This is a genomic window from Candidatus Cloacimonadota bacterium (genome assembly GCA_020532085.1).
Lineage (GTDB): Bacteria > Cloacimonadota > Cloacimonadia > Cloacimonadales > Cloacimonadaceae > Syntrophosphaera.
On the sequence record JAJBAV010000028.1, the window covers coordinates 12,705 to 37,527 of the forward strand.

Below are 24,823 nucleotides of genomic sequence, written 5' to 3' on the forward strand. Positions count from 1 at the left end.
GGGTAATGGCCGAGATCAAGGAACTATGGATTATGGCAAGGGAGCTGCTGGGACAGGACGAACTGTCCCGGCGGTTCCGGGGCTGGATCCGGAATTTAATCCGGACGGCGCGCGTGAAGCAAAGCAGCAGAGACAGCTGGGAGCTCGACGCGGACGACGCGCAGGTGATAATCAAGGACCTCAACGACCGCACCAAGAGCAAGTTTTCGCTCACCGACAACGCGCAGGTGATGATCAGCAAGCTCTTGAGGCAAGGATATACAGTGCAGGACTTTATCCGGGTGCATGAGATCAAGACCACGCAGTGGTGGAATGATGAGAAGATGAAGAATAATCTGCGGCCGAGCACGCTATACCGGCAGAGCCATTTTGATGAGTATTTGGGTGAATGGCACCGGCAAGAGGCAGAACGGGCGGAGCTGGCGGCGAAACGTGCAAAGCAGCAAACAGCGGCGCCGGCACGGGCGGCGGTTAAGCAGGCTGAACGGGACGCCGTGGTATCCGAACTGAACGCGCGCGCCTGGCATGATTTTGAGAGCTGGGGGGAGTTCATGCGGTGGACACTGCGGTTCCCCGACGCGAGCAGTTTGAACGCATATTTGGAAGATGTGCCTTCCCGGCTCCGCGCAATGCGCACAGCGCCGAGGATGGGCTTCCTGGCGGCGACCAAGAATTGTCCAGACGGGGCCAAAACGGAGTATTTGAAGCTGAAAAAGGAGCATGCGCATGGAACTGTTCAAGAGTGACCGCTGTTACCGGCCCGACGAGATCGCCACTATCCTGGGAGTGGTGATATCAACCGTGTATCGCATGATGCGCGACATCGAGGACCCACTGCCGAGCTACCGTATCGCCGGCAAGCGGCAGTTGCGCGCGCAGGGGAAGGACCTGAACGCGTATATGGAAAGGCATCGAGTGTGCCCAGAAAATGAATGAAGCTAGCCCCGGGTGACCCCGGGGTTTTTTTGTGGAAACAGTGTTGCTTGGGCTGGATACCGGGGGAAAGTTTGGTGACAGTGAAAAAAAGTGTGGCAGGAGTGGGCAGGAGGATTTGACGAGATGAGGGGAGGCTGATGAAATGGAGCCATGGCAAACAGTAAAGCATTCCGCGAGAAAAAAGAAGCCGCTTTTGAAGCGTTCATGGGCGGCAAGACCAATCCCATCGAGCTGGCCGCGCTGGTGGGCTGCGCCCCCAAGACGACCAACAAGTGGATCAAAGAGGGCGCGTGGGACAGGATTGAGGGGGAAGAGCGCAGATTGAACCGCAAGATCTCGGTAGCCAGGAAGAAAGCGCTGTTGACGGCGTTGGAACAATACGCCAAGGATCCAAAAAACACGGCGCTGCAGAGCCTGGTGAGCATCCTGCGGGCAGAGCAGCGGCGGCAGGAGCCGGCCAAAGAGCTGAATGACTACATTATCAAGTTCCTTGATCATACCACAGATTACATGATCGAGCGTGAGCTGGGCGGGCTGTGCAAACAGTTTCAGGCCATCCTGATGGACCTGGCCGAATACCTGCGAAACCGTAATGGATAATACACCCCCATGTCCCTCCTCATACCCCTCCGTCCGACCCCGGCCACGCCCAGAGCTATCTGGCGTGGCCGCTTTATGAATTATATGAACAACAGAATAACAGAGGCTTGAAATGGATGATTTGCTGATCAAGATATTGTTTGCGCTTTTTGGTCTATACAGCGCCGCGATGACTTGGATATTCAAAAGCGTATATGGCGAACATAAGAGGCTGCAGAAAGAGCACGGCGATCTGCGCGAGAAGGTGGCCTCGATTCGGAACCAGATGATGCTGGATTGGCAGGAGACGATGAACAAGCAATTCGACCATTATCTCGAACAGATCGACGCGAAGTTAGACGCCTGGTGGAATAAGATTGAGTGTAACCTGATGAATGAGGGGCGCCTCCCTCCTCGGCGTAATAAAAAAAACCCGGAGCAATAAATGCAGAAACCCGCCGTCATCACCGCCTTCACCGGCGACACCATCGACCTCCGGATATCGCTCTACGATTCCACCGGCTCACCCCTCGCCCTCACCACCCTGGGCCTCACCGTGCCCACCCTCTCCGTGGACGGGCTGGACGAACCGATAGCTGGCTCCGTCAGCGGCAATGTTGTCTCCCTCACTGTCCCCAAGGAAACAGCTTTGGAGGCTGGCACCCACCCCTTCTACGCCCAGATCGCCGATGCCGACGCAAACACCCTCTACACCATCGCCTACGGCCATCTCATCATTAAGGACCTCCCCGTGGTCACTTTTCCCACTCCATGATCGTCACTGCCCGTCTCCAGGCCCGCCTCCACGCCCAGCACCTCACCGCCCGGATCTCCCGCGTTCCCTCCTCCGCCGCCCTGGACACCGGCCTCCGCGCCACCCTCGACCCCCTCTCTGTGGACATCCCCCTGCCCCAGTGCGCCGTCCCGGTTATCTCTCTTTCCGCGGATAATCCCATTACCACCGACAGCCTTCACTCCATTACCTGCGCGACCCTTGGCGCCGCTATCTATTACACTACCGACGGCTCGGATCCCAGCACCGAATCCACCCCTTACACAGTCCCCTTTGCCATACCCACCCCCGGCGCCCACCAGATCAAAGCCATCGCGGCGGCTGAAGGTTACACTACCTCCGCCATCGCCGCCTCGAGCGTTTTCACGGTCACCTTGGACACCAGCGGATATCTCAGCGCTGTAACTGGTTCTGGCGCGCCTATCCCCGTTAAAACCCAGGGCGCCTATCATTATCTGATTTTCAATCAAAGCGGCACTCTCACGATCCATACGGCAACGGAAGTGGACTATCTCTTGGTTGCCGGAGGTGGGTCCGGCGGCGTGACTAATTTAGGTTCCGGAGCTGGCGGCGGCGGCGCGGGTGGGTGTAAGTATGTGCCTGCTGCCACCGACCTAACTGTTGGCGCGTACAACGTGGCTGTCGGCGCAGGTGGCGCCGGGATTGACGGCAGCGGTGACGGCGGTGTCGGCGGCGATTCCGTGATAAATGAATATTTTACCCCTTTAGTAGATATAAACAAAACGCTGGGAGGTGGCAAAGGTCTGTATAACGGGGCCACGGCCACGGCGACAGGCGGTTCTGGTGGGGGGAACAGACACATCATTACTGCTTCTCCTTTGGGAAACGCCGGACAAGGCCACAACGGCGGTGGCGGGTATGCCAGTGGATCCAACCGCCAGGGCGGCGGAGGCGGCGGCAAAGGCAACGACGATAATCCGGCTGTCGATGGCGGCAATGGCGTAGGGCTTTCGGGCACCTCCACCGACGGCGGTAATGGTGGCAGCGGCATTGACATGAACACCCGTTTTGGCCTCACCAACGGCGTGATAGACGATGTTGTGATTGGCGCGGCTGGCTGGTTTGCTGGCGGCGGTGGCGGCAGCGCTACCTCGACCCGACCCGACGGCATCGGCCACAGCGGCGGCACCAACGGCCGCAGTGGACTCAGCGCCCTGGCCAATACAGGATCCGGCTCCGGCGGCAACGAAGTCGCTGCCTCCGGCAACGGCGCGAATGGCGTGTTTATCATCCGCTGGGCGGCATAATGGACAGCTACCGGCACTGTGCCGAACTCAACGAGGCCAACGTGGTGATCAACATCATCTGCTGCGACAACGTCGCCTGGGCCAACTCTCGCCTGGGCGGCACCTGGATCGCCGTAAACACATCCTCCTGCGGCATCGGCTGGACCTGGTCCGGCTCCGAATTTATCCCGCCTTCTGATCCCGAGGAGCCCCAGGAGCCCCCATGGGATTAACCCCTCCGCCCCCGCTCCGCCCCCTTCACCAGTCGTCATCCCCGCGTAAACTGGGATACAGTCCCTACACCTACCCCCATCTTACCTCACACCAATTTATCGACAATAAGGAGAACACCATGAAACAACGCCTCGCCAACCAATGGAAGCATCTGCTCGGCTTCTGGATCGTCGCCACGGTCTGCGGATTCCTGCACTGGCTCATCCTCAAAGCCGACCCCAAAGCCCAGATGTACCTCTGGTGGTTCGGTGTCTGGGCCATCTTCATCTTCGCCCTGAATATCGAACGCAACCAGTTTATCCTCTCCGGCCTTTCCCTGCGCGAATACCTCCGCCGCAAATGGCTCGACACCCTCCTGGACTTCATCTGCTCCCTGGCCGGAGGCATCCTCGGCCTTCTCCCCTGGTGGTACTGGAGCGGATTCTGAACCCGATCATGAACCCAATGGCGTAAATCATGCCTAAATTCATACAGCGCCAACACAAGGCCCTGGCCGAGATCGCGGCCAAGACCGAGCACATCAAGCCGTTTCGGCAGGATAGCCCAGCGCTGCGTGACGAACGCATTGAGAGGGCCACCGGCGAGGGCTGGGCGGCCTTCAGTTATTTCTGTGAGACCTACTTTCCACATGTGTTTACCAAGCCCTGGTGCAGCTTCCACAAGGAGATGTTCGAGCATACGCACGGATTTGTCGGGGTGATCGGGATCACGGGATTCCGCGGTCTGGGCAAGACGGTGCTGATAGGCGTGGTTTACCCGATCTGGATGATCATCAAGGGCGAACGCTATGTGATCCACACGGCTGCCGACCTTGATCTGGCTGTTGAGCGGAGCGCTTTTACTTTGCACGAATTGCAGAACAATCGGCGGTTGCTGACGGATTGGCCTGATCTGACGCCGACAGAGACGGAGAAGGAAGACTATTACCTCAAGAACAAGGCGAGGATCAGGGCCAGGAGCATCAAGCAGAGCCACCGGGGGACGATCAACCCAAGGACAGCGATGCGCCCCGGCTTGATCGTGTGTGACGACATCGACAAAGACGAGAACATGGGAAACCAGAGCATAGGGCGCCGGAAGATGGAGAAGATCACCCAGGAACTGGCAGGCGCCCTGGACCCGGCGGAACCGGGCGCGGTGATCTGGCTGGGCAACCTGGTACACCCCAACTACGCGATATGTCAATTTGAGGCGCTCATATCAGGCGATATTCGGGCCGATCACCCGGAAATGGACTTGGGGCACCAAACCGCGTTAAAAACTCCACAGCGGGCAATTCTGCGCTATTCATTGGAAGATTCGCGGGGGCGCAGCCACTGGGAAGAGCAATATCCGAGTGAAAGCCTGGCCGAGCTGCGACAGAAATTCGGGCACACGGGCTACCAGCGGGAGATGCTGGGGCAGCCCGTGATTGAGGGGAACATCTTCAAAAACGATTGGTTCACGCGGTGGCGCCGGCTGCCGGAGCCGCGGAAGATGAAGCGGGTGTGGCTGTACGCGGATCCAGCCTGGGGCGAGAAGGGCTGTTATAAGGCCGTGATCTCCATAGGTTACGACGGGGAGAGGTTTTATATATTACATGCATGGGTGCGGCAGACGGAGAACACGAAGTTTTTCAAGTACTACTACGACGCGTATCAGGAGCTGGACCGGATATACAGGGTGAAGGCGCGGGCGGCATGTGAGACCACCTTTGGCCAGGGCAGGATCCTGGCTGATTTTGACCGCTGGGCGACGGACAACCATCTGCCTCCGATCAGCCACCGGATCAAGCGGATAGACAACAAGGAAAACAAGAATCTGCGCATCGAGAGGACGGAGACGATCATCGAGACGGCGAAGGTGTTGTTCCCGGAGGGGCAGGACACGCCGACCCTGATCAGCCAGTACCTTACGTATCCGGATGGATATTTGGATGGTCCGGACGCGTTGGCCGGATGCCTGGAGCGGTTCCGCGAATATGACATTGGGCGCAACCGGGTGAAGGTGCGGAGGATGAGCTGGTGAACTACTTTGACAGCCTGATGCTGGAGTATTACCGGGTGCTGAACAACGCCTGGAAGAAGGAGCTGAGGGAGAGCGCGCTGATGGCGATCTCGATGCTGGCTGAGCTGCCGGCGGCGGAGCGGGTGGACCAGGCGCGGGTGAACGCGCTGATGGACGTGATCAACCAGAACCTTGGCAACGACTTCATGATGGCCGTGAGCCAGGAGACCAAGGCATACGTGGAGCGCAGCCTGCGACTGGGCCTGCAGGACGTGAAGACGAGCGCCCAGGAGCGGATCGGGATTGGCCTGTGGGGGATAGCGGACCAGAAGCTGGCCGCGCAGATCCAGAACCAGAACCTGTTTTGGATCGGGCAGCATTTTGGGGCGGACATCAGCCAGGACTTCAGGGACACGCTGACCAAGGCCATCGAGCAGGGCTATACCAAGGACATGCTGGCCAACGCGCTGCGTGACCAGTTCAACGATCTGGGCCAGAAGGGAGATCTGTACTGGCAGGGCCTGGCAGAACACACGGCGCTGCGGATCCGTGAGTTTGGGCGGCTATCCGGATATGAAAAAGCTGGGGTGAAATACTACCGGCTGGTCAATCCGATGGATGACCGCACCAGTGAGATCTGCTGGGCGCTGGTGAGCCAAAACAAGCTTTATCCGCTGGACGTGGCTTTGGAGGTGAGGGACAATCTGATGGAGATCGACGTGAACGCAGAAGGCCTGGAGGAAGCGCGGGAGCGGATCAAGGCGGTGGCACCATGGGTGAAGCCGAGCCAGATCGAGAGGGACAGGGAGGGCAATCCCACAGGCGTGAGCGGAGCGTACACGCCATTTCCGCCGTTTCACTGGAAATGCCGGACAGAAACGGAGATTGTGGAGTGAGCGTGAAAAAAGTGTGGCAGGAGTGGGCAGGAGGATTTGACGCGAAGGCGTGGCCGCGGAGGAATGGAGCCATGAACAGCCAAGAGGTAACCATATGAGCGCGATCCCAATCGACGGACCCGAGCTGGTGACGATATTGAATCTGCCGGCAGACCTGTCCCGGAACCCAATATGGGGCGAGCACGCGGGCCTGGTGCTGGCCGAACTGGCTGAGCTGCTGGATGAGGACACCTACGCGGACGCGGTGGGCGACATGGCAGCCGAAGACGAAGGATACCAGGCGATCAGGGTGGCATACGCGTTTATGATGCTGAGAAGCGCGCTGGAATTTTTGAATTTGAAGACGGTGGGCGAGGGGATAGTCAAGGTTGTGGGCATGGACGCGGCGACTACCGAGCTGCTCACTGGCGGTGAGATTGACGCTTTCAAGGACAGGCTGGAACTGCGGGTGCTGAAGCAGCTGCGCACGTGGCTGAGCGCGGCGGGGCTGGAACGCCTGGACGAACTGAAGCCGCGGCAGGCGCGGATTATCCGCATAGGTGTGATCTGATGCCCGATACGGACGAGATCATGCGCTCTATTTACCATGCGATCCTGGACGCTTTGGAAAGCAAACTGCACCTTTTAGGCGGCGTGATAGACCGGGATGCCCGGCGCGAGATTTTGAAACAGAAGATATACGACAAGGGCGATTTTTATCGCAACGCTGGTTACGTTGTTACAGTCCAGAATGACGGCATGACGCTGCAGGTTGGTTCCAACGTGGCTCACGAGCCCTATGTGCTGGGCGGCAAAGTGCCAAGCTGGACGCCTATAGCCCCATTGATCGCCTGGGTTGAGCGCAAGAACCTGTCCTGGGCAGACAAGGCCACCGGCAAGGCGCTATCGGCTGTGCAGATGGCATACATGATCCGCGGCAAGATAAGGCGCGAGGGGATCCCGGCACGCAACGTATACCAGGAAGTGATCAACAACCGGGAGCAGTGGATATATCAGCAGCTAAACAGCATTGAGGTAAGATTGTGACCCCGAACGAAAAGATGATTTATCAGCGCGAAGCGATCCGGCAGGCTCTCGCGACCGCCGGCCTGGCGACAGTGCTGTATAACAAAGACGACATTCCGAAGGAACTGCCCGCGGCGATAGTTATCTTGCGAGACGAGACAGGCAAGAACGGAACGGCCAGACGCTTTACCGACACGGATCTTAATTGGATCGTTTACCTGATCGTGAACGCCCAGGGAGTGAGCGACCCGGACGCCGAGATATACCGGCTTAAAGAGTCTTTTCGCGCAAGTTACCTTGAAAAGTTGGGCAGGGACCTGCCCAGGGTGGAATATTACACCAGCCGGATCGACGGCGCTCGCCTGGTGCGCGTGGCCATGATCGAGCTGCTGCGGAGCGGCACGGGGGCGGGAGCATGAAGATTATCCGTTTGGCCGGACAACGCCTGGCCATCAGCACCGCCGCTGATCTGCTGGAGCGCAAGTATCGCAACGAGCAGCCAGATCTGAGCAAGTGCCAGCGGGTGGGCAAGCAGATCGTCAGCAAGGCCGCGGAGGCCAAGAAGACGGTGGCGAGCCCCTACAGCATGAGTAAGCTACTGGACCTCTTGGACACAGACGAGTATCACAGCGGCTGCATTGACGCGCTGACGATGGCCACGGTGATGCAGTGCGACGTGAGCGACAGCCGGATTAATGGCTGGCTGGCCAACGCGCAGTTCCCCGGCTGCGAGACATTCGCCTCGATTTTGGGCGAGCTGGTGAAGTTCTATCTGGCTTGCGGCAACGGTTTTTTAGCCAAGATGCGCAACACGGGTGGCGACTGGGTGGGCCTGGAACGCCTGTTGCCCTCTGAAATGCAGATTGTGGAGAACTATGATGAGTTCGGCTTTTTCAAACCCAATTACATCCAGGTGAAGAACAACAAGAAGAAAGACTTTGCCTACGGCGACATCATCCACATGAAGAAGGGCACTCACAAGAGCGAGGCTTGGGGCCTGGCCGGCCTGCCCATCGCCATGAATATCGAGATACTGGGGGAGATCAAGACCTTTGATTACAATAACTTCCTGAACGGCCTGATGATCGACTATTTCGTGATCGTGGAAGGCGGCACCCTGCGCGACGGCACCGTTACCGACGATGACGGCAACGAAGTGGAGACTGACGCCTACAGCGAGATCGAACGGGTGCTGGGCGAGGTGAAGGGCAATGCCAAGAGCCACAGCACCGTTTTGATCGAGAGCGAGAACAAAGACGTGAAGATCAGGCTGGAGCCGCTGCGGCAGCAGGACCGCGAGGGCGGGTTCATCACGTTGAAGAAAGACCTGAGAGAAGGAATCTTCGCCTATCACCGGGTACCGGCGCGGGTTGTCTCGCAGCTCATTCCCGGCCAACTCGGCGGTGATAACACGAGCGACATGCAGATGTTCTATTCATTTGTTGTGAAGCCTTTGCAGCAGCGGCTGGCGGGGCTGATCGCGAGTGAGTTCAAATATGAGTATGGATGGCAGACCGAGCCGGGCGCCTTTGATTTCGGCGATCTGACACAGGAACTGCAAACAACTGATGAGAGGCTCTTTAGCGGCCTCCGCAACAACTAAAAAGGAGCAAGAGATGAAACTCTTACGCAAGCGGGTCCGCAAGGGCGAGCTGCGCAACGTTGAAGTGGACTTGATTAGTCTGCTATTTGACGACATGAAGCCAGCCAATCAGCGCGGAGCCGTGATCAAAAGTGCCGACGGGCGTGCCTACCGCACCATTGGCGCGACCGCCAAGAAATTCAAGGCCGAGACCGTCGGGAATGAAGGCCTGCTGTACGTGACAGTGATGGAGCCCGACACCATCGACGCCCAGGGCGACACTTACACCACAGAAGAGGTGAAGAAAGCCGCGTATCACTTTGCCAAACAGGGCTTGGTGGGGCGCAACGATGTGAACCACAACAACCAGCCCGTCCCAGAGTTCGTGATCGCCGAGAGCTACATCCTCAAGGCCGAGGATGCCGCTCATTTCCCCAACAGCAAGGTGGGCAGCTGGGTAGCCGTGCTAAAGTGCGAAGATTTGAGCTCGCCGCTGTGGCAGAAGGTGCAGAAAGGCCAGTTCAACGGCGTGAGCATCGCCGGCATGGCCGAGGACTCCGGCAACCTGAGAAACGCCGCCCTGGTGGCGGAATTGAAGGGTCAGCTGGAAGATATCCGGAAGAGCCTGGGCGCCAACCCCAGCGCGGATAGCGCGAAGGTGGTGGAGAGCCTGGAAAAGAGAATAAACGAGCTTGAGAACGCGGACGAGAACGCCGCGACGAAAGAGCTCATCAAATCATTCACGAGCGAAGTCAAGGAGCTTTCCATGCAGATCCGCAAGGCCATCAGTGCCAAAATCCAGGGAGAGCCGGGGGATGGCGCGGCTATCGACCGTGAGGTGATAGTCGACGGCAATAAAGTCCTGGTCAAGGCGTCCAAAATCGAGCTTTACAAAGGCATCGCGGACGTGGACAGCGGGGCGGCCATGAACATCCTCACCGCCAACACCACCAGTCTGTTTATCGATGAAGTGGTGGGTGGGCTGGATGATGACACCCTCAACGACATCACCGTCGTGCCTTTGATCAAGGACGAGAAGATCGACGCCGGCGTTATTGCCGATTTAGTGCTGACAAACGCACTGGATACCCCCGCGTCTGCTCAGGCTGTCGGCACTGCTGACATCACCTGCACCACCGGCATTCTGACCGGAGAGTTCAGCTTAGGCCGCGATGTGGTGGAGTTTTATAAAGACAAATACGGCGACGCCGCCTTTGGCGCTTACGTCGAGCAGCACATTGCGAAGAAAACCTCCAAGGCGTTGCGGAAATTGCTTTTCAGCGGCAACCGCGACGCCAGCCCCGGCGTTCTGAAGGCCCTCAATGGCGTGATCCAACTCGCCACGGAAGCCTCTCCCACCGCCGTGACGGCCATCGACACCGAGCTCTACCCGCTCTATGCCGACCGCTTTGAAGCCGCCTTGTTGGCGTTCAGCGCCGACGTACTGGAGGAGCAGTCGAACTTCGTGTTCTACATTTCTCACCACGACGAGATCCGCCTACGCGCCGAGCTGGCCCGGCGTGAGACGGGGGCGGGTGACCGCTTCCTGCTGGAAGGGGGAAAGGTCTTCTTTGGTGGAATCCCCGTGAAACCGCGCTACATGCCGGACAACTACATGATCGTGGGCCTGCCCAAGTTCATCATCCTCGGCTACCGGACAGACGCTGAACTGAAGGTAGAGCATCACGGTTCAGATTGGAAATTCCACTGGTATATCCGCGTCCGACCTGGCATCACCTACGTCGACGGCTTTGTGAAGGTATTCCTTGCAGCCGACGGCAGTTAAACAAAAGGAGCATAACCACATGAAACGCACCATCCTCCTGATCCTGATCCTGGTCCTGGCTGTCGGCCTCTCCGCCCAGGCCATGTCCCTCGATTCCCGCCGCGTCCCCATCCAGGGCCCGGACAACTTCACCACCCTCACCGTGAACTGCACCGCCGACACCGTCTATACCCGCGTTACCGTGCCGGCCTACGCCGCGGAAGCATGGATCATCCTCGGCACCGGTGCGGCCCACATCTGCGCTGATTCGCTCTACTCTGAAACAAGCGGATTGAAACGCTACGCCGCCATCCCCGCCGCCACGGCCTTCACCCTCCCGGTAAAACAGATGACTAAGTTCTACATCCGGAGGGCGGCCGCTGGCACCGCCTGCGTGGTCAACATCATTTGGAGAAAATTATGAACTTCATCATTGAAAACCAGGCCCTCATCATGCCCCTGCTCGGTGCCGTCATCGTCTGGATCCTCGGTCTCCTCGTCAAAAAGCAGATCGATAAGGCCAAGATTATCCAGATCCTCACCATCATCCTCGACGTCATCCAGGACATCAACAACGAGCCCGCCACCAAATCCCTGGAGAACCACGAAAAGAAACAGCTCGCGGTAACCCGCGTCAATTCTGCCCTCCCCGCTAAGCGAAAAACCACGCTTGAAAAGGTCTTCGGCACGATCGGCGGCGCCATTGAGTTCGTTTACACCCAGCGCAAATGGCTCTTCGCCGGCGCGCAAAAACTCATCAAGGCGGTATTCTGATGGCCATCACCACCGTCCAAAAACTCACCACCTTCCCCGCCGGCACCGATGCCGACGACCTCGCCTTCGACGAGCTCATCGAACAAATGATCGGTGACGACGTTTACGTCGCCGAAGGCACCCTCGATGCCACCGACCTCGCCGCCATGACCGGCGACCAGGCCACCATCGCCTCCAACCTGGCCTCTTACTTCGATGTCCTCGGCGAGCTCGCCGAGGCCGCCGCCAAGGTCGAATCCAAAAATACTGCGCTTAAGACACGCAATTACAAGGTCGCGGGCAAGCGCACCACCACAGTAGAGATCAGCCTGGTGGGGATCAGCAACCTCCAAAAGGCCTTCCTGGAATCCACAGCCTTCACCGGCACCACCGTCACGATGTTCATGCAGAACACCGAAAAAGACCGCGTGATAATCTTCAACGGGATGAAATGGGCAGTCGACTGGGACGGCACCACGGACGGCCTTTGGAACGTGAAGCTGAGCACCGAGTTTACCGGCGCCACCAGCGACCGGGTGTATGTTTACAAGGACATTCCCGCCACCGCTGGCACCTGATAACGATGTTTGAAACGCGAACGGGCACCTGCCTCTCTCACGCCGCGCTAACCTCCAGGGCGCGGCGAGCGGGTGTCCTGACGCACACATTGCACTTAACCAGCCCCGGCTTACCGAGCGCCGCGCCGCCTCTATTGCGGGCGTTCAGCCGGGGCATATTATGAAGGGATTGAGATGAATAAAGTGACTTACGCGCAACTGCGCGAGATACTGGCTTTGACCTTGACCACGGGCTCTATCCGGCTGAAGCTGGACCAGCTGCTGAGCGGGCAGAGCGTGGAGATCAATGAGGGCCAGGTCATTGACATGATCGTGGAATCAAACATCGACAAGGACATGATCCGGATACTATCGGGCCAGGACCCGGACGGCATGGACGCCATCGAGGCAATGGAGTACATCAGCGATTTTTTCGCATATATGAGGAGCAGTTCGCCGAAATTCGCCGGCTGGCTAAAAAGTATAAGATCCGCGGCGAGTCCAGCGGCTCCGGCAAAGAGCAGAACCTCCTCGAAGAATTTGAAATGACGTTGCGCGAACTGGGCTTTGGCGCGGCTGATTTTGCGGCCTTAGAACTGCCGGACCTGTATCTGCGCTTTTGCATAGCCCACCAGCGGGCCAGGAAGGCCGCGAATGGCTGAACTGACATTTAGGCTAAGGATCGACACAGGCAACGCCACCGGCGAACTGAGGCAGGTGGAAACGGCGGCTGACGCCACCAAAAACCGCGTTGAAAGCCCGTCCATTTTGAGGGTGGACGCATCCACGGCGCTGGCCTCGATCCGCGACATCACGGTAGCCGTGGGTGGCGCCCTGGCCGCGGTGAAGGGACTGGCCACCGGAATCAACGCGCTGTTGGACGCGGAGCTCGCACAGCGCAGAGCTCTGACGCTGGCCTCGGTGGCGTTTGGCGACTCCGCCAAGGAGATGGCTGTGTACGCGTCGGAAATGCAGTCGGTGACGAACTTTGGCGATGAAGAGATGCTATCCATGTTCGCCAAGATGAGCCAGACATTCAAGCTTAGCACTGATGAGATCAAACAGCTCACGCCCTATTTGCTCGACTTTACGGAGGCCACCGCAGCCACCGGCATGACAATGGAATCGGCCTTTGACCTCATGGGACGCGCTTTGAACGGCCATACCGAAATGCTGGGCCGGCATGGCATCGAGCTGGATAAAGACCGCCTGGCCATTGAAGGCGTTTCCTATCTGGTGGAAAAGCTCGGTGAGGACTACGGCGGCACCGCCACAGCGCTCGCGGATCTGCGCACTCAGAACCGCAACATGTGGGGCGACGTGCAGGAAGATGTGGGTGGCATGTTGGCCCAGGTGTTCAACCCCTTGCTTAAGTGGCTTAAGGCCATCATGGATGCTTTTAACGGGCTGAATCCAGTATTGAAGGGCGTAATCGCTGGGCTGGTGATGGCCGTGCCGGTGATCGCTACCGTGGCAACGGCGATTGTCGCGGTCACCGCCGCGGTGGTTGCTTTAAAAACCGCCATCAATCCGGTGGTGGGCATCATCTCCCTGGTTACCGGCGCAGTTACCGCCGGGGCTATGGCCTACGGCGCTTATGCTGCATCGGCGGATCAGGTGGCTGATTCACAACGGACTGTAGCCGATGAGATCACAGATGCAAACACCCAGATATCTATCGAGGCGGAAAAGTTCAAGACATTGTCCACACGCTTGCTCGAGCTTAAATCACGGACTGACCAAACAGCTGAAAGCAAAGGTGAGATGAAGACTGTCATAAAGTCGATGAATGAACAGTATGGCGATTATCTGACCAACATAAACATGGAAACAGCATCGTACAATGAACTCGCCTCGGCTCTTTCGGCGGTGTCGGAGGCACTGGTCCAGAAGAAGGTGGCTGAAGTTTATGGCGAGAAGTACAATGCCCAGCTGAGAAAGGTCGCGGAGCTTCAAGTTGAAGTTAATGCTGGAGCGGCTGACTACAACGCAGCGATGGCCCGTAGACGAGAACTTATGGGGACGATCGACTGGGATTTTATGACCAGTGACGACAACGCCATGGGGTTCAATCCTGCCACATACTTTGGCAACGACGGTGAATGGAACAAGCTTGATAAAAAGATCAACTCATTTGGGGCATTGACCGGCCGTTTACAAGCTGCTAAACGAGAGATGAATGAGATAGGGGAAGCTTACAGGCAGGCCATGCTGGGATTGCCAGACTTATTATCGTTTGATTCTGGAGACGGAGGCAAAGGCGGAGGTGGCGGCACGCCTATCAAGCCAATCTTAGACGCCGCTGATGCCGAGCTAAAAGAATATGAACGCATGGTTAAGGAGTTGGACGAGTATACCAAGGACCAGACGACCAAGACTCAGGAGGAATATGAGAGACGGCTGGCGCTGATAGAAAAATACAGCGCGGAAGGTTCAGATATTCAGATCAAGGCAATCGAGGATCTGGACCAGTGGAAACAGGACCAGGATGACAAGGTCACCGAGGAGACCAAGCGGCGTCTGTTTGAGCAGTTGGAGGCGCAAAGGGCCGCAACAGAGCAGTACTATGAAGAGGTTAAATTCGCCGATGCTGGATATTACGAGTGGAAAAAAGACCAAATTGAGATTGAGGTAGCTAAGTTAAAGCTATCAACTGATCAGCATAATAAGCTGGTGAAGCAGAGGATCGCCGCCCTTGACGAGGAGAAGGCTGAGTGGGGAGATCTTTCCGAGTTACAAGAGGAATTTGCGGACCGGAGTCTCGAAATATCCAACAGGTCCTATGACCTTCAGATAAAAGCCATTGAGCGCTATTATGCCCGTCGCAAGGCTAAAATGATCGCCGCCGGCATCACTGAAGAGCAGATAACTAAGCAGCAGAACGCCACCATCCTCAAGCTCAATATCGAAATGGCCGATCAGATGCTCGGTGGGGTATCCGGCATCCTGGGGGATCTTGCCAACTCTATGGACCAGGAATCTGAAAAAGGGTTTAGGGCTTGGAAGGGGCTCGCAATCGCCCAGGCAATTGTCGATGCTCTGTCTGCGGCTAATGCCGCATACAAAGCAATGGCTGGGATCCCAGGGGTCGGTCCCGGACTCGGCATTGCCGCCGCTGCAGCTGCCTTGGTCGCCGGCTATGTAAACGTAAAAAAGATTTCTGAAACCCAATATAAGCCCCAGGCCGCTTGGGGCGGATACCTGGTGGGTCCTGGCCACGCCCAGGGCGGCATTGATATCGAGGCGGAGGGCGGTGAGTACATTATCCGTAAGGACCGGGTGGCAAGCTTAGGTAGAGGATTTTTTGATTTTATCAACACCGCTTCACTCGATACCATACGGACCGCTATTGCCCGTATCCCGATGCCGGTGGTGCCGATGCCGAGCACTCCCATATTTGCGTACGCCACCGGTGGCATGGTACCCATATCCGGCGCCAACAACACTTTGATTGATGAGATCCGCGCCCTCAAAACCGCCATCCTTGGCAACCGCCCAGTCGTCAATGTCTCCGTCGACCCCCTCGCCAACCACCCCGTCAAGATCGCTGAACTTACCGAACGCGGCCAAAAGCTCCGCTCCACCTACTGATGCTCACTCCCGCCTTTCCTTTTGTCTCTGTGCCGTTGCGTTAAATGAACCTCTTTAAAATTGACTTTGTCCAGGGCAAAACTGACGCCGTCGACTACCCCGACGTGGTCCACTCCCTCACGGACACCGCCGCCGATCGCAAAATCATTTCCCTCACCCTCTCCCCGGATAAACTCGCCTCTTCCAGCTCCTACCTCCGCGAGCCCCGCCGCCTCGTCATCGAGTGTTTTCCGGACGCCTGGATCACTGAATACATCATCAGCGGAAACTACGAACACGACCGCTATCTCTCCCACTACGAAGTCCAGGTCTACCGCGACGACCCCCTTATCTTCACCGGCGTTATCGACACCTCCGCCCTCTCCTGGTCTCCCGCCGCCGGCATCCTCACCCTCACTTGTTACGAAAAAACCAAGCTCCTTCAGCTCTTCAGTGATTTTGCCACTCTCTACATTGCCACCGGCGGCTACACCCTCCCCCAGATCCTCCAGATGTTCATCACCAGGATTGAGCTCGACCTCTCCATCGACCTTCCCGTCTCCAGTGCGGACTTCTCCCAGCCCCTCCTGGAGCCGGATCCTGATCCCCTCGTCCTGGACACCATCGATGTCTCCGCCATCCTCACCCTGCCCCCGGACGCCGATGGCTGGGCCTACTCCTGGACCACCGGCTCCGGCGGTCTCACCACCACCGCCATGGGCTGGTACACGCCCCCCATGGGCAGCAACCGCGTCGAGTTCTATCTCCTCCTCCGCCGCTGCCAACTCGCGGAAAAAAGCGGCAATTATGACCGCTATCGCTTCCAGACCCAGGCCGTCATCATCGAGATATTCAACGGCCTCGCCTACACCAAACATACCCACACCCACAGCTCCGGCTGGGTCCTCCTCGAGGACTCCGTGGCTGCCGGAGAGGCCGCCGATTCCGCCCTGGATTCTTTTTTTGCCGAACAAAACAAGACCTGGTCCATCATCGAACCCGACCTGGTGGATCCGGACGAATCGGTCGGCGACACCGACTACTCCCTGAATTACACCGAGGATGAGTCCGTGGCCCTGGAAGTCTCTGGCAACCTTATCCCCACCTATTTCCACCTCGGCGATTTTTACCCCGTCGGCGCCGGTACCGAGACCACCAACTGCCTCTCCGTCCTTCACGCGGCCCTCCTCATGAACAACGCCACCGTCGTCTCGGACCCGGACGGCAATCTCCGCCTTTTGAACAAGCCCGCGCCCAGTACCACGGCCGTCACCATCGCCGCGGCGGACCTCCTCTCCCTGGAGTTATCCCGCCTCGATTACGAACCCCTCGACGAATCCCCCTTCTCCGTTCTCGCCGGCGATACCCGCGACGTTCTCTCCGCCACGGTCATCGCCTGGCTAAACGAATATCACTCTGCCCGCTGGGTCGCCGATCTCGAGATCCTCGGCCTGGACACCTACCCGCTCAACCTTCATTCTATCCTTTCCATCGATGGCGAACTCTACGCCGTCACCGAGATCCAGCCCGACTTTGTAAACGACTCCTGGAAGATAAACGCTTGGAAACTACCGCCGCCCGATTGATCCGCGTCCGGATCACAGGCCCCTCCTTCCTCACGCTGCCCGATTGCCGCGTGGACTACGCGCCCAAGCTGGCGTGGCGCTCCACGCCCAGCCCGGAGACCATGCCCTGGTTCAGCCACCGCGTCGGCGTCTATCACGAGGACAGCATCGACCTCACGGTTATCCTGGCCGCGTCTGATTATCAGGCTCTCGTCGACTTCCTGGCCGCCCCCGGCGCCCTCTATATAGAGTTCACCTGGGCCGGTACCGAAGTCCTCCAGCTCCCCGTCTCCGTCTCGGAACTCCCGCCCCTTCCTGATGATCTGCGCGAATACATTGCCGAAACCTCCCTTTCCCTGGTCTCCAGCTACGAGACCCTCGCGCCCATCGACTGGGATGATTACGAGGTTCCGGCCGGCATCGAGGACATTCACCCATGATCCCCATTACTCCCACCACCATCCGCCTTTGCCGTGTCAATCCGGACGCCTCTGCCGCCTATCTCCGCTTTGACGCCACCCGCGTGGATTACACCCCCACCAAGCGCTACTCAGTGGAAAAGCCCAACGCCTTTGATCCCTCTTTCATTCACCGCCGCGGACCCTGGTTCGAGCATCTCGTCGACGCCACATTTATCCTCACGGCAGCCGAATACTCCACCCTCCTAAGCTTCCTCACCGCCCCCGGCCAGCTCTACATTGAGTTCACCTACCAGGGCACCGGCCTTCTCCAATTCCCCGTCACCTGTGAGGCCCTGCCGCCCCTCCCCGATGATCTCCGCGAATACACTGCCGAAACCACCGCCCGCTTTCGCGCCGCTTGGGCCGACGCCCCCGAGTTCATCGACTTCGACAACGTCGATCGCCTCTTTTCTTTTGCCCTCTCCGTGCCAGCCCCCACGGACGCAGTTCGCCTTTACCTGGATGAAGGGGATATGGCCTCCCTCTCCGTCCGCGCCGCCGCCGACGCAGTTCGCCTTTACCTGGATGAAGGGGATATGGCCTCCCTCTCCGTCCGCGCCGCCGCCGACGCAGTTCGCCTTTACCTGGACGAAGGCGAGATGGCTTCCCTCTCCGTCCCTGCCCCCACCGATCCCGAATAAAGGACTAAAATATGAAAACCTGTAAAACCCGCATCGGCTTCCGCCAGGCCATCGACGCCCGCCTCATCATCTCCGATCTCGACGGCTCCCACCCCAGGGAGATCCGCTTTGATTCGTTTACAAACAACTTTATCCGCCATTTTAGAAACGGCTTTGTCAAGGGAGCGTCCGGTGAAAACCTTGTCAATTCCTCCGACAGCGTCGTGGGGGTGTTCCCAGCCCAAAGCCTCACCACCGGTTACCTCAACGGCGGCATCATCCTCGGCACCGGCGCACCCTCTCGCGCCTCAACCATGTATGCCCTGGCCACCCCGCTCACCGCCGACGATGTTGAGTTCACCCCCCTCTTCGTCGATCTGGTCGAAGACACTAATGACAACACCTCCCAGATCATATTTGCCAAGCACTTTACCAATATCTCCGGTGGCAACCTCGCCATCACCGAGATCGGCCTAACCTTCAGCGAAGGCGCCACCTACTATCTTTTCTCCCACGACAAAATCGACTACACTTTTCCGGAAGATGCCACCAAAAAATTCTCCCTGGTTATCTCTTTGTCCTCTGTCTGGCCTCGCAACTTTACCCGCATGCTGGCCAGCACTTTTTCGGCGTATATACCCACGATAAAGACCTTTGATAATGCTGACTGGACTTCCACCGGTCCGTATGACAGCAACAATTATTACCGCTGGAATTACAACATTTCTTACACTAAAACTGGCCTTCAGGTCGGCACTGGTGACGCCGCGGAGGATATTACTTTCTACGACCTGGGCACTCGCCTGACCACTGCATCGTTGGAGTTCGCTGAGACCGTGTTTGGTGCCGCTATATACGATGATAATGACCCCCGCTTTACCATGTCGCGGCTTATTAAAAACACCACTGCGGAGGCGGTGGTAATCAACGAAATAGGTATCGGAGGCCGAGCGGTTGGACGGTATTCGGGCGCGCCCGAAATACTTATATTCCGCAAAAAACTCTTGATCCCCGTCACCATCGAGGCGGGCGAATGGGCATCCTTCGAAATCACCTTCCACACTACTTTCGAATGATGATTAACGCCAAAACGCATCTAATTTCATGGGCTCCTTCACGATGATATACTTTACATATTCTGTCATGCAAAATCACTCTCGTAAAAAAGGATGGTATGCAAGAATGGTGACCTAAATTGCAAGAATCGTGACCTCGTGCCTATAGCTGCAGATGACAAAAATGCAGCTGTAGGCGGAGCTGTATCTATGGGAAAAACCCTTTATGCAAGAATGGTGACCTTGTATGCAAGAATAAGTGACCTCTTACAAGTTTCTCCTCTGTTGTGTATGCTCCCAAACCTGATACCGCCACGTTGCGCGCGCAGTTGGCGCATAACAGGTAATAGCGGATGCTGTCCTCTTCGCGCCTGATCAGTTTGTCCAGTTCCGACTTCATCTGGGGGAATTGCCGTTCGTTCAGAAGGCATTCGAACACGCTTTTTTGCACTCGCTTTCCGTATTTGAGAAGGCATTTTACAGCCTGACGCCTGATCTTGTTTGAGACTATGTCAAAGCAAACCAGGTATAGTTTCATGTCGGCCATTTTTTCTCCATCATCAGGCTATCTCTAAAAACTTATGTCCAGGCAAAGGGGCTGTAATCTTTCTTTTTCTGACAATGCGCGGCTAGTTTTCTGGCTTGGAGAAGGAAAATGTCTTTCAGGCTCCAATCCCCCGCAGGTTGTTCCAAAGTAAAACGGGAGTTAACCATTTTGGCAAAGGATGTGATCACTATCTTCATGCCATCCTGATTAAGGGAGACCGGCAGAAGTCGAGTACCGGGATCTAAGCCATCCTCCTCTGCTTCGTCATCAGGCAAAGCGTTGTAAACAAAGTGTCCGGGTCTAATTTCTTTCCGGTTGATGATGGTGATGATCAGGTTGTCGACAAGTGGCCGGAATTCTTCCATCAGGTCCAATACGAGTGACTGCCTGCCATAGGCGATATCATGCAAAGCTCCGAAATAGGGGTCCAATCCACAAACATAAGTAGCCCCCATTACCTGGTTCATCAGGAAAGTGTAACCCAGAGACAGCAGGGCGTTGACTTCATCGCGGGGAGGGCGTCTGTTGCGGCCTGAAAAGGAGAATCCCTCATTTGTTATCAGGACGGGGAAGGCGGTAAAATAGTTTTTTGCAGCTATTCCTTCATACCCCCGGATGCTGTCCAGGTCAATTGAGGCTCCGGTAAGCCTCTCAATGATACCCTGATTCCTAAGGATGGCCTCCGAGATCAACATGTTTTTGTTGCGTTTGAGTCTCCTGCCGAGGTGCTCCTGCATGTTGTCCAGTTTCCCCTTAATGTAGGTGGCGGCAAGTTGTTCCCGGTTAGTCTGGGAATCCAGGAACTGGTACTGAGCCACTCTCAATTGAACGTTCTTGCCGAATTCGCCCACCAGCCGGCCTTTGAATTTTCCGTAATAGGAAAGAAATACTGTGTCGATCCTGTGCTTGAGGAGATAGGTCAAGACCGGAGTGGTAAGGGTTATGTTGCCCACGATGATCATTTGTGAAATGTCTTTGGTATGAAACCAGCGCAGGAGATGGAATCCCTTGAAAACATGAAGCCTGTCCCCCCGTTTGCAAACAGAGGCTCCCTGATCGGCAATGTAAACAACTGACATACTCAGGCCGGGCGGATATTGACCGCTTTTTGGCTTTCCCGCTGTTTTTGAGGATCATAAGAAGCCTGGAGATGGAATCTGACAGCAAGCCCCGCAGCCAGCTTCGCGGTGGACATCCTGCAATCCCTGACCCGGAAATAGTATGAAGACTTCCCCGACAGGATGAAGCCGGCTTTACCATGCGGCAGTAGCTTGCCTATCTTTCCTGTCAACCAAGGGGTATCACGGTGGATCATATCATCCAAAGCATCCATGATCGGGCCACGCAGCGCCATAAAATGGGGCAGCGTATCCAAGGAGATGTTGTGGTCTGTTAACTCCCGCAACAGATTTTGATCGATCTTCCAGCCTTTGAATTTGCGGATGGAGGCACTCAGCTTTAACAAGGCCAGGGCAAGGTCGAACTGCTTCTCCCGGGAGACAATCTGCCTCAACAACTCCCAGAGGTGGATCTTGTTCTCGGTGTCCCCGAAAGACTGAGCGGCCCGGACAGCAAGGCTTAGCGCCTGGCTGTGACGCTTCAGCTTGAATGCCACTTCGGCGGCCTCATGCAGCAGGAACCAATCCTGCTTTATCTTGATGATGCTCTCAAACATTTCCATGGCCTGATCTAGGTCTTCCAGCCGGAAATGGCAGAGGGCTTTCCGGCGCAGTAACCAGATCCCATTCCCCGATGAAAGTTGAATCCCGTTTTCCAGGGTTTCGCCGCACAATCTCAGGCATTCGGAATAGTCGCCAGACGAATACAGCGCCCTGGTAAGGATGGAGGTGTATTGTTCCCTTGCTGAGGGCAAATCCTTGCCTCCGTTGGGCGATGGGCAGGGCTCTGGATTGAGCATGAAGGGGTCCAATAACCGACAGAGTTGTATCACAAACACTGGGGGGAATTCAGGATGTTTTTTGAGCAGGGCAAAAACGCTTAAGGGCAGGGGATGAAGACCCTGTCTTTGAGGAAAAATAGCTTCCATCTTTTCCAGATGCTCCACCGCGTCAGCTCCGCCTAACTGGCCTGCTCCCTTGAAATAGTGGAAATACATGCACCAGGCAGTGTTCTGGCGGATGCCATCCCAGACGCCCGGCATAGCGCAAGCCTTGAGACCCAGCTCGATCGCCCGAGGATAATCTCCGGATTTATTCAGGGTATACAATAGCTTGTAAACTAGGGGAAAATCCCCATTGTCGCCTGATTCGCTGTACAGCTTCGAAAGAAGCTCGGCCGCCGCGGTTGGATTACCGCTGTTCGTAAGTTCCTCAGCTTGGAAGAATAGCTCTTTGCGTTGATTAAGGTTCATGGTTTCATCCTTTCATTTTCTGCTATTTAAGTTTAAGCACCAATGAAGCATCATCAGGTTTGCCCGATCTGGTCAGAACTCCATAGGGCGTTGTTATCGCATCTACTCCGGCATCGGCAAACGCAGTCAGGATATCTGTTTCAGCCTCGCTTAACCGTTCTGAGAGAGTTTGGCTGTCTTTCTTCAACTTCAGATAGTTTGAGACCATTTCTCTCAGCTTCAGATCGTTTTCCCGCAACGGCGCGGGCCTGCGGTCTTCCAACTGCTTCAAATGTAACAAAGGAGTGGGATACATTGCTTGCGCGTCGCCAAATTCGCAGTTACATGTCCCTTTTTCGAGCAGATCCCCCAGCAGCAAACGGATCTTGGGGCAGCCCATCGAGTTGCCCCGGAAGGCCGAGCGCATGAGGTCCCGGGAATCATAGCCGGGTAATCTGCGCAGTAGGGAATTGACGATTGCCGGGCCGTTTTTCAGATATCCGCAAGTATAGCGCAGCACGTTTTTCTGTCCCGCTGTCAGTTCACTCCTGCTTTGAACCATGCTGTCTAGCTTCCAAAGGGCTTGGCAGTTTTCTTTGAGGCAAAGCCATTCGGGGTCTGTTTCCGGGTCCGCCCCAATCTCGATTGCGTCCTCCGTTCTACCGTCTTCTTGCCCCGGTTCTGCGGAAACTGAAACATTAACAATGTCCGGATCCAAAGAATACAGCGCCGAAAGGAACGTGGAAGCTGAAACTTTGTTGGCGTTCCGCACAAAATCCTGAAAGCCAATCAGCTTGCCATCTTCGTCGAGCATAGAACTTGGCAGGCCCGTCAAGCGATGGATGCCGTAAGGCAGTTTAACTAGGTTGCCATAGTTTGCCGCTGAAGCGCGGGTCTGTTTGGGGAATATCTCTATGCCCAGCGGCAGGTTTTCCAGACTCACCTGTGCCGCTATCCTCTGAGCCAGGCTCCTGGCGAATTTTGCGGAAACCGGTTCCTCCAGCAGGATCCAGATATGATAGCCTTTGTAGCCGCTGAATTCCAGATTCATCTCCAAACCATAAGTCCGCAGCACGGCGCGGAAATTGGATGTAACCCTCTGGTAGCCGTTCTCCAGCCAAAGCCGGAAATCCTGGTCATGCAAGTCATCTAGGTGCGACTTGTTAAGATCAAGGTCAAAGACGATCCAGTTTACCCGGTTGGCCAGGTCCAGTTGATACACGCCGATCGTCTGGATGCCGAGTAGGTGGTTGCGTAAGTGGTTTATGTTAAGGGGTTCATGCACTGGATTGTAGCCGTGTTTTCCGTCGTCGGAGATCCACTGGCGGGCATGGCAGTTTTCTCTGCCCCGGAAGACGCGGAGCATTGTCAGCAGATCCGCCTCGGAAAAATCCGAAGTTTGCGCGTCATCTCCGGGGTTAGATTCAGCTGCTGATCTGTCTGCTGATGGCAATAACACCCCGTTTGCTGCCGCTAGTTCCTCCAATTTGCCTGCCTGTTCCCGGTCGTCATTGTCCCGGCAATGCTTCCGGCAATCAAGATAATAGGGCCGATGGTCCGGGAAGGACTCCAGGCGAGAATTGATAAATTCAAGATAATCTGAGGCAACATGATGGAGTCTGAGTATCCTTGCCTTCTGCAAGGCGGCGGAATGGTTTTTAGGATCTTCCGAGAGAATGTCAGACAATTGGGCAAGCGCTTCGTCTATACGCCCCAGCATAAGTAACCAGCGAGCCAATTCCTCTTTTTCCGCGCCATCAAGGTCCGCAAGGTTTTGGGCCACACTGCAGGCTTGGCCAGCGTACTCCAAATCCTCAGAGAGAAAACTGCGGTTGAACCGGACCCGGCACTCGTGAAAATCGCTCGGAAGCGTGCCGGCCTGTGTACCTTGGTTTAACAACATATTGGGATTTGTCATCTATACCTCCTAATGAGTCAGGGCTGCAGATAGTTCATGGAATCTCTCCTGAAGCCCGGTTTTCAGATCTATAGCATAGCTTGCAAGCAAATATCAGCAATAGTTGTGAACTGCTTCCACCTTTCGCCAAAGACGCAATGGCAGAAATGACAATGTTGGATCTGCCTTTCTGTTGTTTAATGTGAACAGTCTGACTTGATTCCTGACAAATTTTTATGCCTGCTCTCCAACGAAGTCGCCGCAACCCTTTTCGGACAAGCCCTCTTGGTTTTATTAATATAAGACCTTTGCACATAATCCTCAGGGTCTGGTGAAAAAGTAAGAGCATTTAGGATCAAAAAGTAGTTTTTGAAATCTGCAAATAATTCTTGACAAAATAGATAGGCTCATATTTTGTCACTCTA

28 protein-coding genes and 1 pseudogene are annotated in these 24,823 nt (G+C 56.2%); 24 read left to right on the forward strand and 5 right to left on the reverse strand.

The features are described 5' to 3' along the window. Nucleotides 1-5: 5 nt before the first annotated feature. The 15 genes and pseudogenes from LHW45_08070 (at nt 6) to LHW45_08140 (ending at nt 9,814) form a co-directional block, all read left to right on the forward strand. On the forward strand, nt 6-746 hold the full coding sequence (locus LHW45_08070) for a conserved phage C-terminal domain-containing protein (protein ID MCB5285527.1): 741 nt from the start codon (nt 6-8) through the stop codon (nt 744-746). Then, a complete protein-coding gene (locus tag LHW45_08075; GenBank protein ID MCB5285528.1) occupies nt 727-936 on the forward strand; it encodes a helix-turn-helix domain-containing protein in 210 nt (69 codons plus the stop codon). Before LHW45_08070 ends, LHW45_08075 begins: the two co-directional genes overlap by 20 nt. A 150-nt stretch (nt 937-1,086) precedes the next feature. Beyond that, nucleotides 1,087-1,536: a hypothetical protein gene (locus tag LHW45_08080; protein ID MCB5285529.1), complete on the forward strand. Its 450-nt coding sequence runs from the start codon at nt 1,087-1,089 to the stop codon at nt 1,534-1,536. A gap of 112 nt (nt 1,537-1,648) precedes the next feature. Further along, nucleotides 1,649-1,960, forward strand: coding sequence for a hypothetical protein (locus tag LHW45_08085; GenBank protein MCB5285530.1), 312 nt, complete (start codon nt 1,649-1,651; stop codon nt 1,958-1,960). Continuing rightward, nucleotides 1,961-2,290 carry a hypothetical protein gene (locus tag LHW45_08090; protein MCB5285531.1) on the forward strand — a complete coding sequence of 110 codons (330 nt, stop codon included), beginning with the start codon at nt 1,961-1,963 and terminating at the stop codon, nt 2,288-2,290. Continuing rightward, nucleotides 2,287-3,576: a chitobiase/beta-hexosaminidase C-terminal domain-containing protein gene (locus tag LHW45_08095; protein MCB5285532.1), complete on the forward strand. Its 1,290-nt coding sequence runs from the start codon at nt 2,287-2,289 to the stop codon at nt 3,574-3,576. Before LHW45_08090 ends, LHW45_08095 begins: the two co-directional genes overlap by 4 nt. After that, a complete protein-coding gene (locus LHW45_08100; protein MCB5285533.1) occupies nt 3,576-3,788 on the forward strand; it encodes a hypothetical protein in 213 nt (70 codons plus the stop codon). The genes LHW45_08095 and LHW45_08100 overlap by 1 nt, the downstream gene beginning before the upstream one ends. Nucleotides 3,789-3,907: 119 nt before the next feature. Next, nucleotides 3,908-4,216: a hypothetical protein gene (locus tag LHW45_08105; protein ID MCB5285534.1), complete on the forward strand. Its 309-nt coding sequence runs from the start codon at nt 3,908-3,910 to the stop codon at nt 4,214-4,216. Between the two features lie 29 nt (nt 4,217-4,245). Next, nucleotides 4,246-5,796 carry a hypothetical protein gene (locus LHW45_08110; GenBank protein ID MCB5285535.1) on the forward strand — a complete coding sequence of 517 codons (1,551 nt, stop codon included), beginning with the start codon at nt 4,246-4,248 and terminating at the stop codon, nt 5,794-5,796. After that, a complete protein-coding gene (locus LHW45_08115) occupies nt 5,793-6,671 on the forward strand; it encodes a hypothetical protein (GenBank protein MCB5285536.1) in 879 nt (292 codons plus the stop codon). Before LHW45_08110 ends, LHW45_08115 begins: the two co-directional genes overlap by 4 nt. Nucleotides 6,672-6,765: 94 nt before the next feature. Next, nucleotides 6,766-7,221 (forward strand): hypothetical protein, encoded by a 456-nt coding sequence (locus LHW45_08120; protein MCB5285537.1) that lies wholly within the window; start codon nt 6,766-6,768, stop codon nt 7,219-7,221. Next, a complete protein-coding gene (locus LHW45_08125; protein MCB5285538.1) occupies nt 7,221-7,697 on the forward strand; it encodes a hypothetical protein in 477 nt (158 codons plus the stop codon). Before LHW45_08120 ends, LHW45_08125 begins: the two co-directional genes overlap by 1 nt. Further along, a complete protein-coding gene (locus LHW45_08130; protein MCB5285539.1) occupies nt 7,694-8,095 on the forward strand; it encodes a hypothetical protein in 402 nt (133 codons plus the stop codon). The genes LHW45_08125 and LHW45_08130 overlap by 4 nt, the downstream gene beginning before the upstream one ends. Further along, on the forward strand, nt 8,092-9,279 hold the full coding sequence (locus LHW45_08135; GenBank protein MCB5285540.1) for a hypothetical protein: 1,188 nt from the start codon (nt 8,092-8,094) through the stop codon (nt 9,277-9,279). Before LHW45_08130 ends, LHW45_08135 begins: the two co-directional genes overlap by 4 nt. A gap of 94 nt (nt 9,280-9,373) precedes the next feature. Further along, nucleotides 9,374-9,814: pseudogene (locus tag LHW45_08140) on the forward strand (XkdF-like putative serine protease domain-containing protein). A 332-nt stretch (nt 9,815-10,146) separates the two neighbouring features. Here the strand turns inward: LHW45_08140 and LHW45_08145 are convergent. After that, nucleotides 10,147-10,314, reverse strand: a complete 168-nt coding sequence (locus tag LHW45_08145; protein ID MCB5285541.1) for a TetR/AcrR family transcriptional regulator C-terminal domain-containing protein — start codon at nt 10,312-10,314, stop codon at nt 10,147-10,149. A 749-nt stretch (nt 10,315-11,063) separates the two neighbouring features. Between LHW45_08145 and LHW45_08150 the strand changes: the two genes are divergently transcribed. From LHW45_08150 to LHW45_08190, 9 genes are all read left to right on the forward strand, one after another. Next, nucleotides 11,064-11,447 (forward strand): hypothetical protein, encoded by a 384-nt coding sequence (locus LHW45_08150; GenBank protein MCB5285542.1) that lies wholly within the window; start codon nt 11,064-11,066, stop codon nt 11,445-11,447. Next, nucleotides 11,444-11,797 carry a hypothetical protein gene (locus tag LHW45_08155; protein MCB5285543.1) on the forward strand — a complete coding sequence of 118 codons (354 nt, stop codon included), beginning with the start codon at nt 11,444-11,446 and terminating at the stop codon, nt 11,795-11,797. Before LHW45_08150 ends, LHW45_08155 begins: the two co-directional genes overlap by 4 nt. Next, entirely contained in the window at nt 11,797-12,354 is a 558-nt protein-coding gene (locus LHW45_08160) for a hypothetical protein (GenBank protein MCB5285544.1), read from the forward strand. Before LHW45_08155 ends, LHW45_08160 begins: the two co-directional genes overlap by 1 nt. Before the next feature lie 174 nt (nt 12,355-12,528). Further along, on the forward strand, nt 12,529-12,882 hold the full coding sequence (locus LHW45_08165) for a hypothetical protein (protein MCB5285545.1): 354 nt from the start codon (nt 12,529-12,531) through the stop codon (nt 12,880-12,882). 105 nt (nt 12,883-12,987) lie between these two features. Then, nucleotides 12,988-15,924, forward strand: coding sequence for a hypothetical protein (locus tag LHW45_08170; GenBank protein MCB5285546.1), 2,937 nt, complete (start codon nt 12,988-12,990; stop codon nt 15,922-15,924). 44 nt (nt 15,925-15,968) lie between these two features. Further along, nucleotides 15,969-17,489, forward strand: coding sequence for a hypothetical protein (locus tag LHW45_08175; protein ID MCB5285547.1), 1,521 nt, complete (start codon nt 15,969-15,971; stop codon nt 17,487-17,489). After that, the gene (locus tag LHW45_08180; protein ID MCB5285548.1) at nt 17,465-17,908 is read left to right on the forward strand and encodes a hypothetical protein; all 444 of its coding nucleotides are present in this window, start codon (nt 17,465-17,467) and stop codon (nt 17,906-17,908) included. The genes LHW45_08175 and LHW45_08180 overlap by 25 nt, the downstream gene beginning before the upstream one ends. Further along, complete coding sequence (locus tag LHW45_08185; GenBank protein ID MCB5285549.1) at nt 17,905-18,570, forward strand: hypothetical protein; 666 nt, start codon at nt 17,905-17,907, stop codon at nt 18,568-18,570. The genes LHW45_08180 and LHW45_08185 overlap by 4 nt, the downstream gene beginning before the upstream one ends. An 11-nt stretch (nt 18,571-18,581) precedes the next feature. Continuing rightward, nucleotides 18,582-19,625, forward strand: coding sequence for a hypothetical protein (locus tag LHW45_08190; protein ID MCB5285550.1), 1,044 nt, complete (start codon nt 18,582-18,584; stop codon nt 19,623-19,625). 187 nt (nt 19,626-19,812) lie between these two features. Here LHW45_08190 and cas2 read toward each other — a convergent pair whose 3' ends face one another. From cas2 to LHW45_08210, 4 genes are read right to left on the reverse strand one after another with little or no spacing between them, the layout of a single operon-like run. Then, complete coding sequence (gene cas2, locus LHW45_08195; protein MCB5285551.1) at nt 19,813-20,142, reverse strand: CRISPR-associated endonuclease Cas2; 330 nt, start codon at nt 20,140-20,142, stop codon at nt 19,813-19,815. Between the two features lie 41 nt (nt 20,143-20,183). Next, entirely contained in the window at nt 20,184-21,230 is a 1,047-nt protein-coding gene (cas1, locus tag LHW45_08200) for a CRISPR-associated endonuclease Cas1 (protein ID MCB5285552.1), read from the reverse strand. A gap of 2 nt (nt 21,231-21,232) precedes the next feature. Then, nucleotides 21,233-22,522 carry a hypothetical protein gene (locus LHW45_08205; GenBank protein ID MCB5285553.1) on the reverse strand — a complete coding sequence of 430 codons (1,290 nt, stop codon included), beginning with the start codon at nt 22,520-22,522 and terminating at the stop codon, nt 21,233-21,235. 22 nt (nt 22,523-22,544) lie between these two features. Beyond that, nucleotides 22,545-24,419: a CRISPR-associated primase-polymerase type A1 gene (locus LHW45_08210; GenBank protein MCB5285554.1), complete on the reverse strand. Its 1,875-nt coding sequence runs from the start codon at nt 24,417-24,419 to the stop codon at nt 22,545-22,547. Between the last annotated feature and the right edge of the window lie 404 nt (nt 24,420-24,823).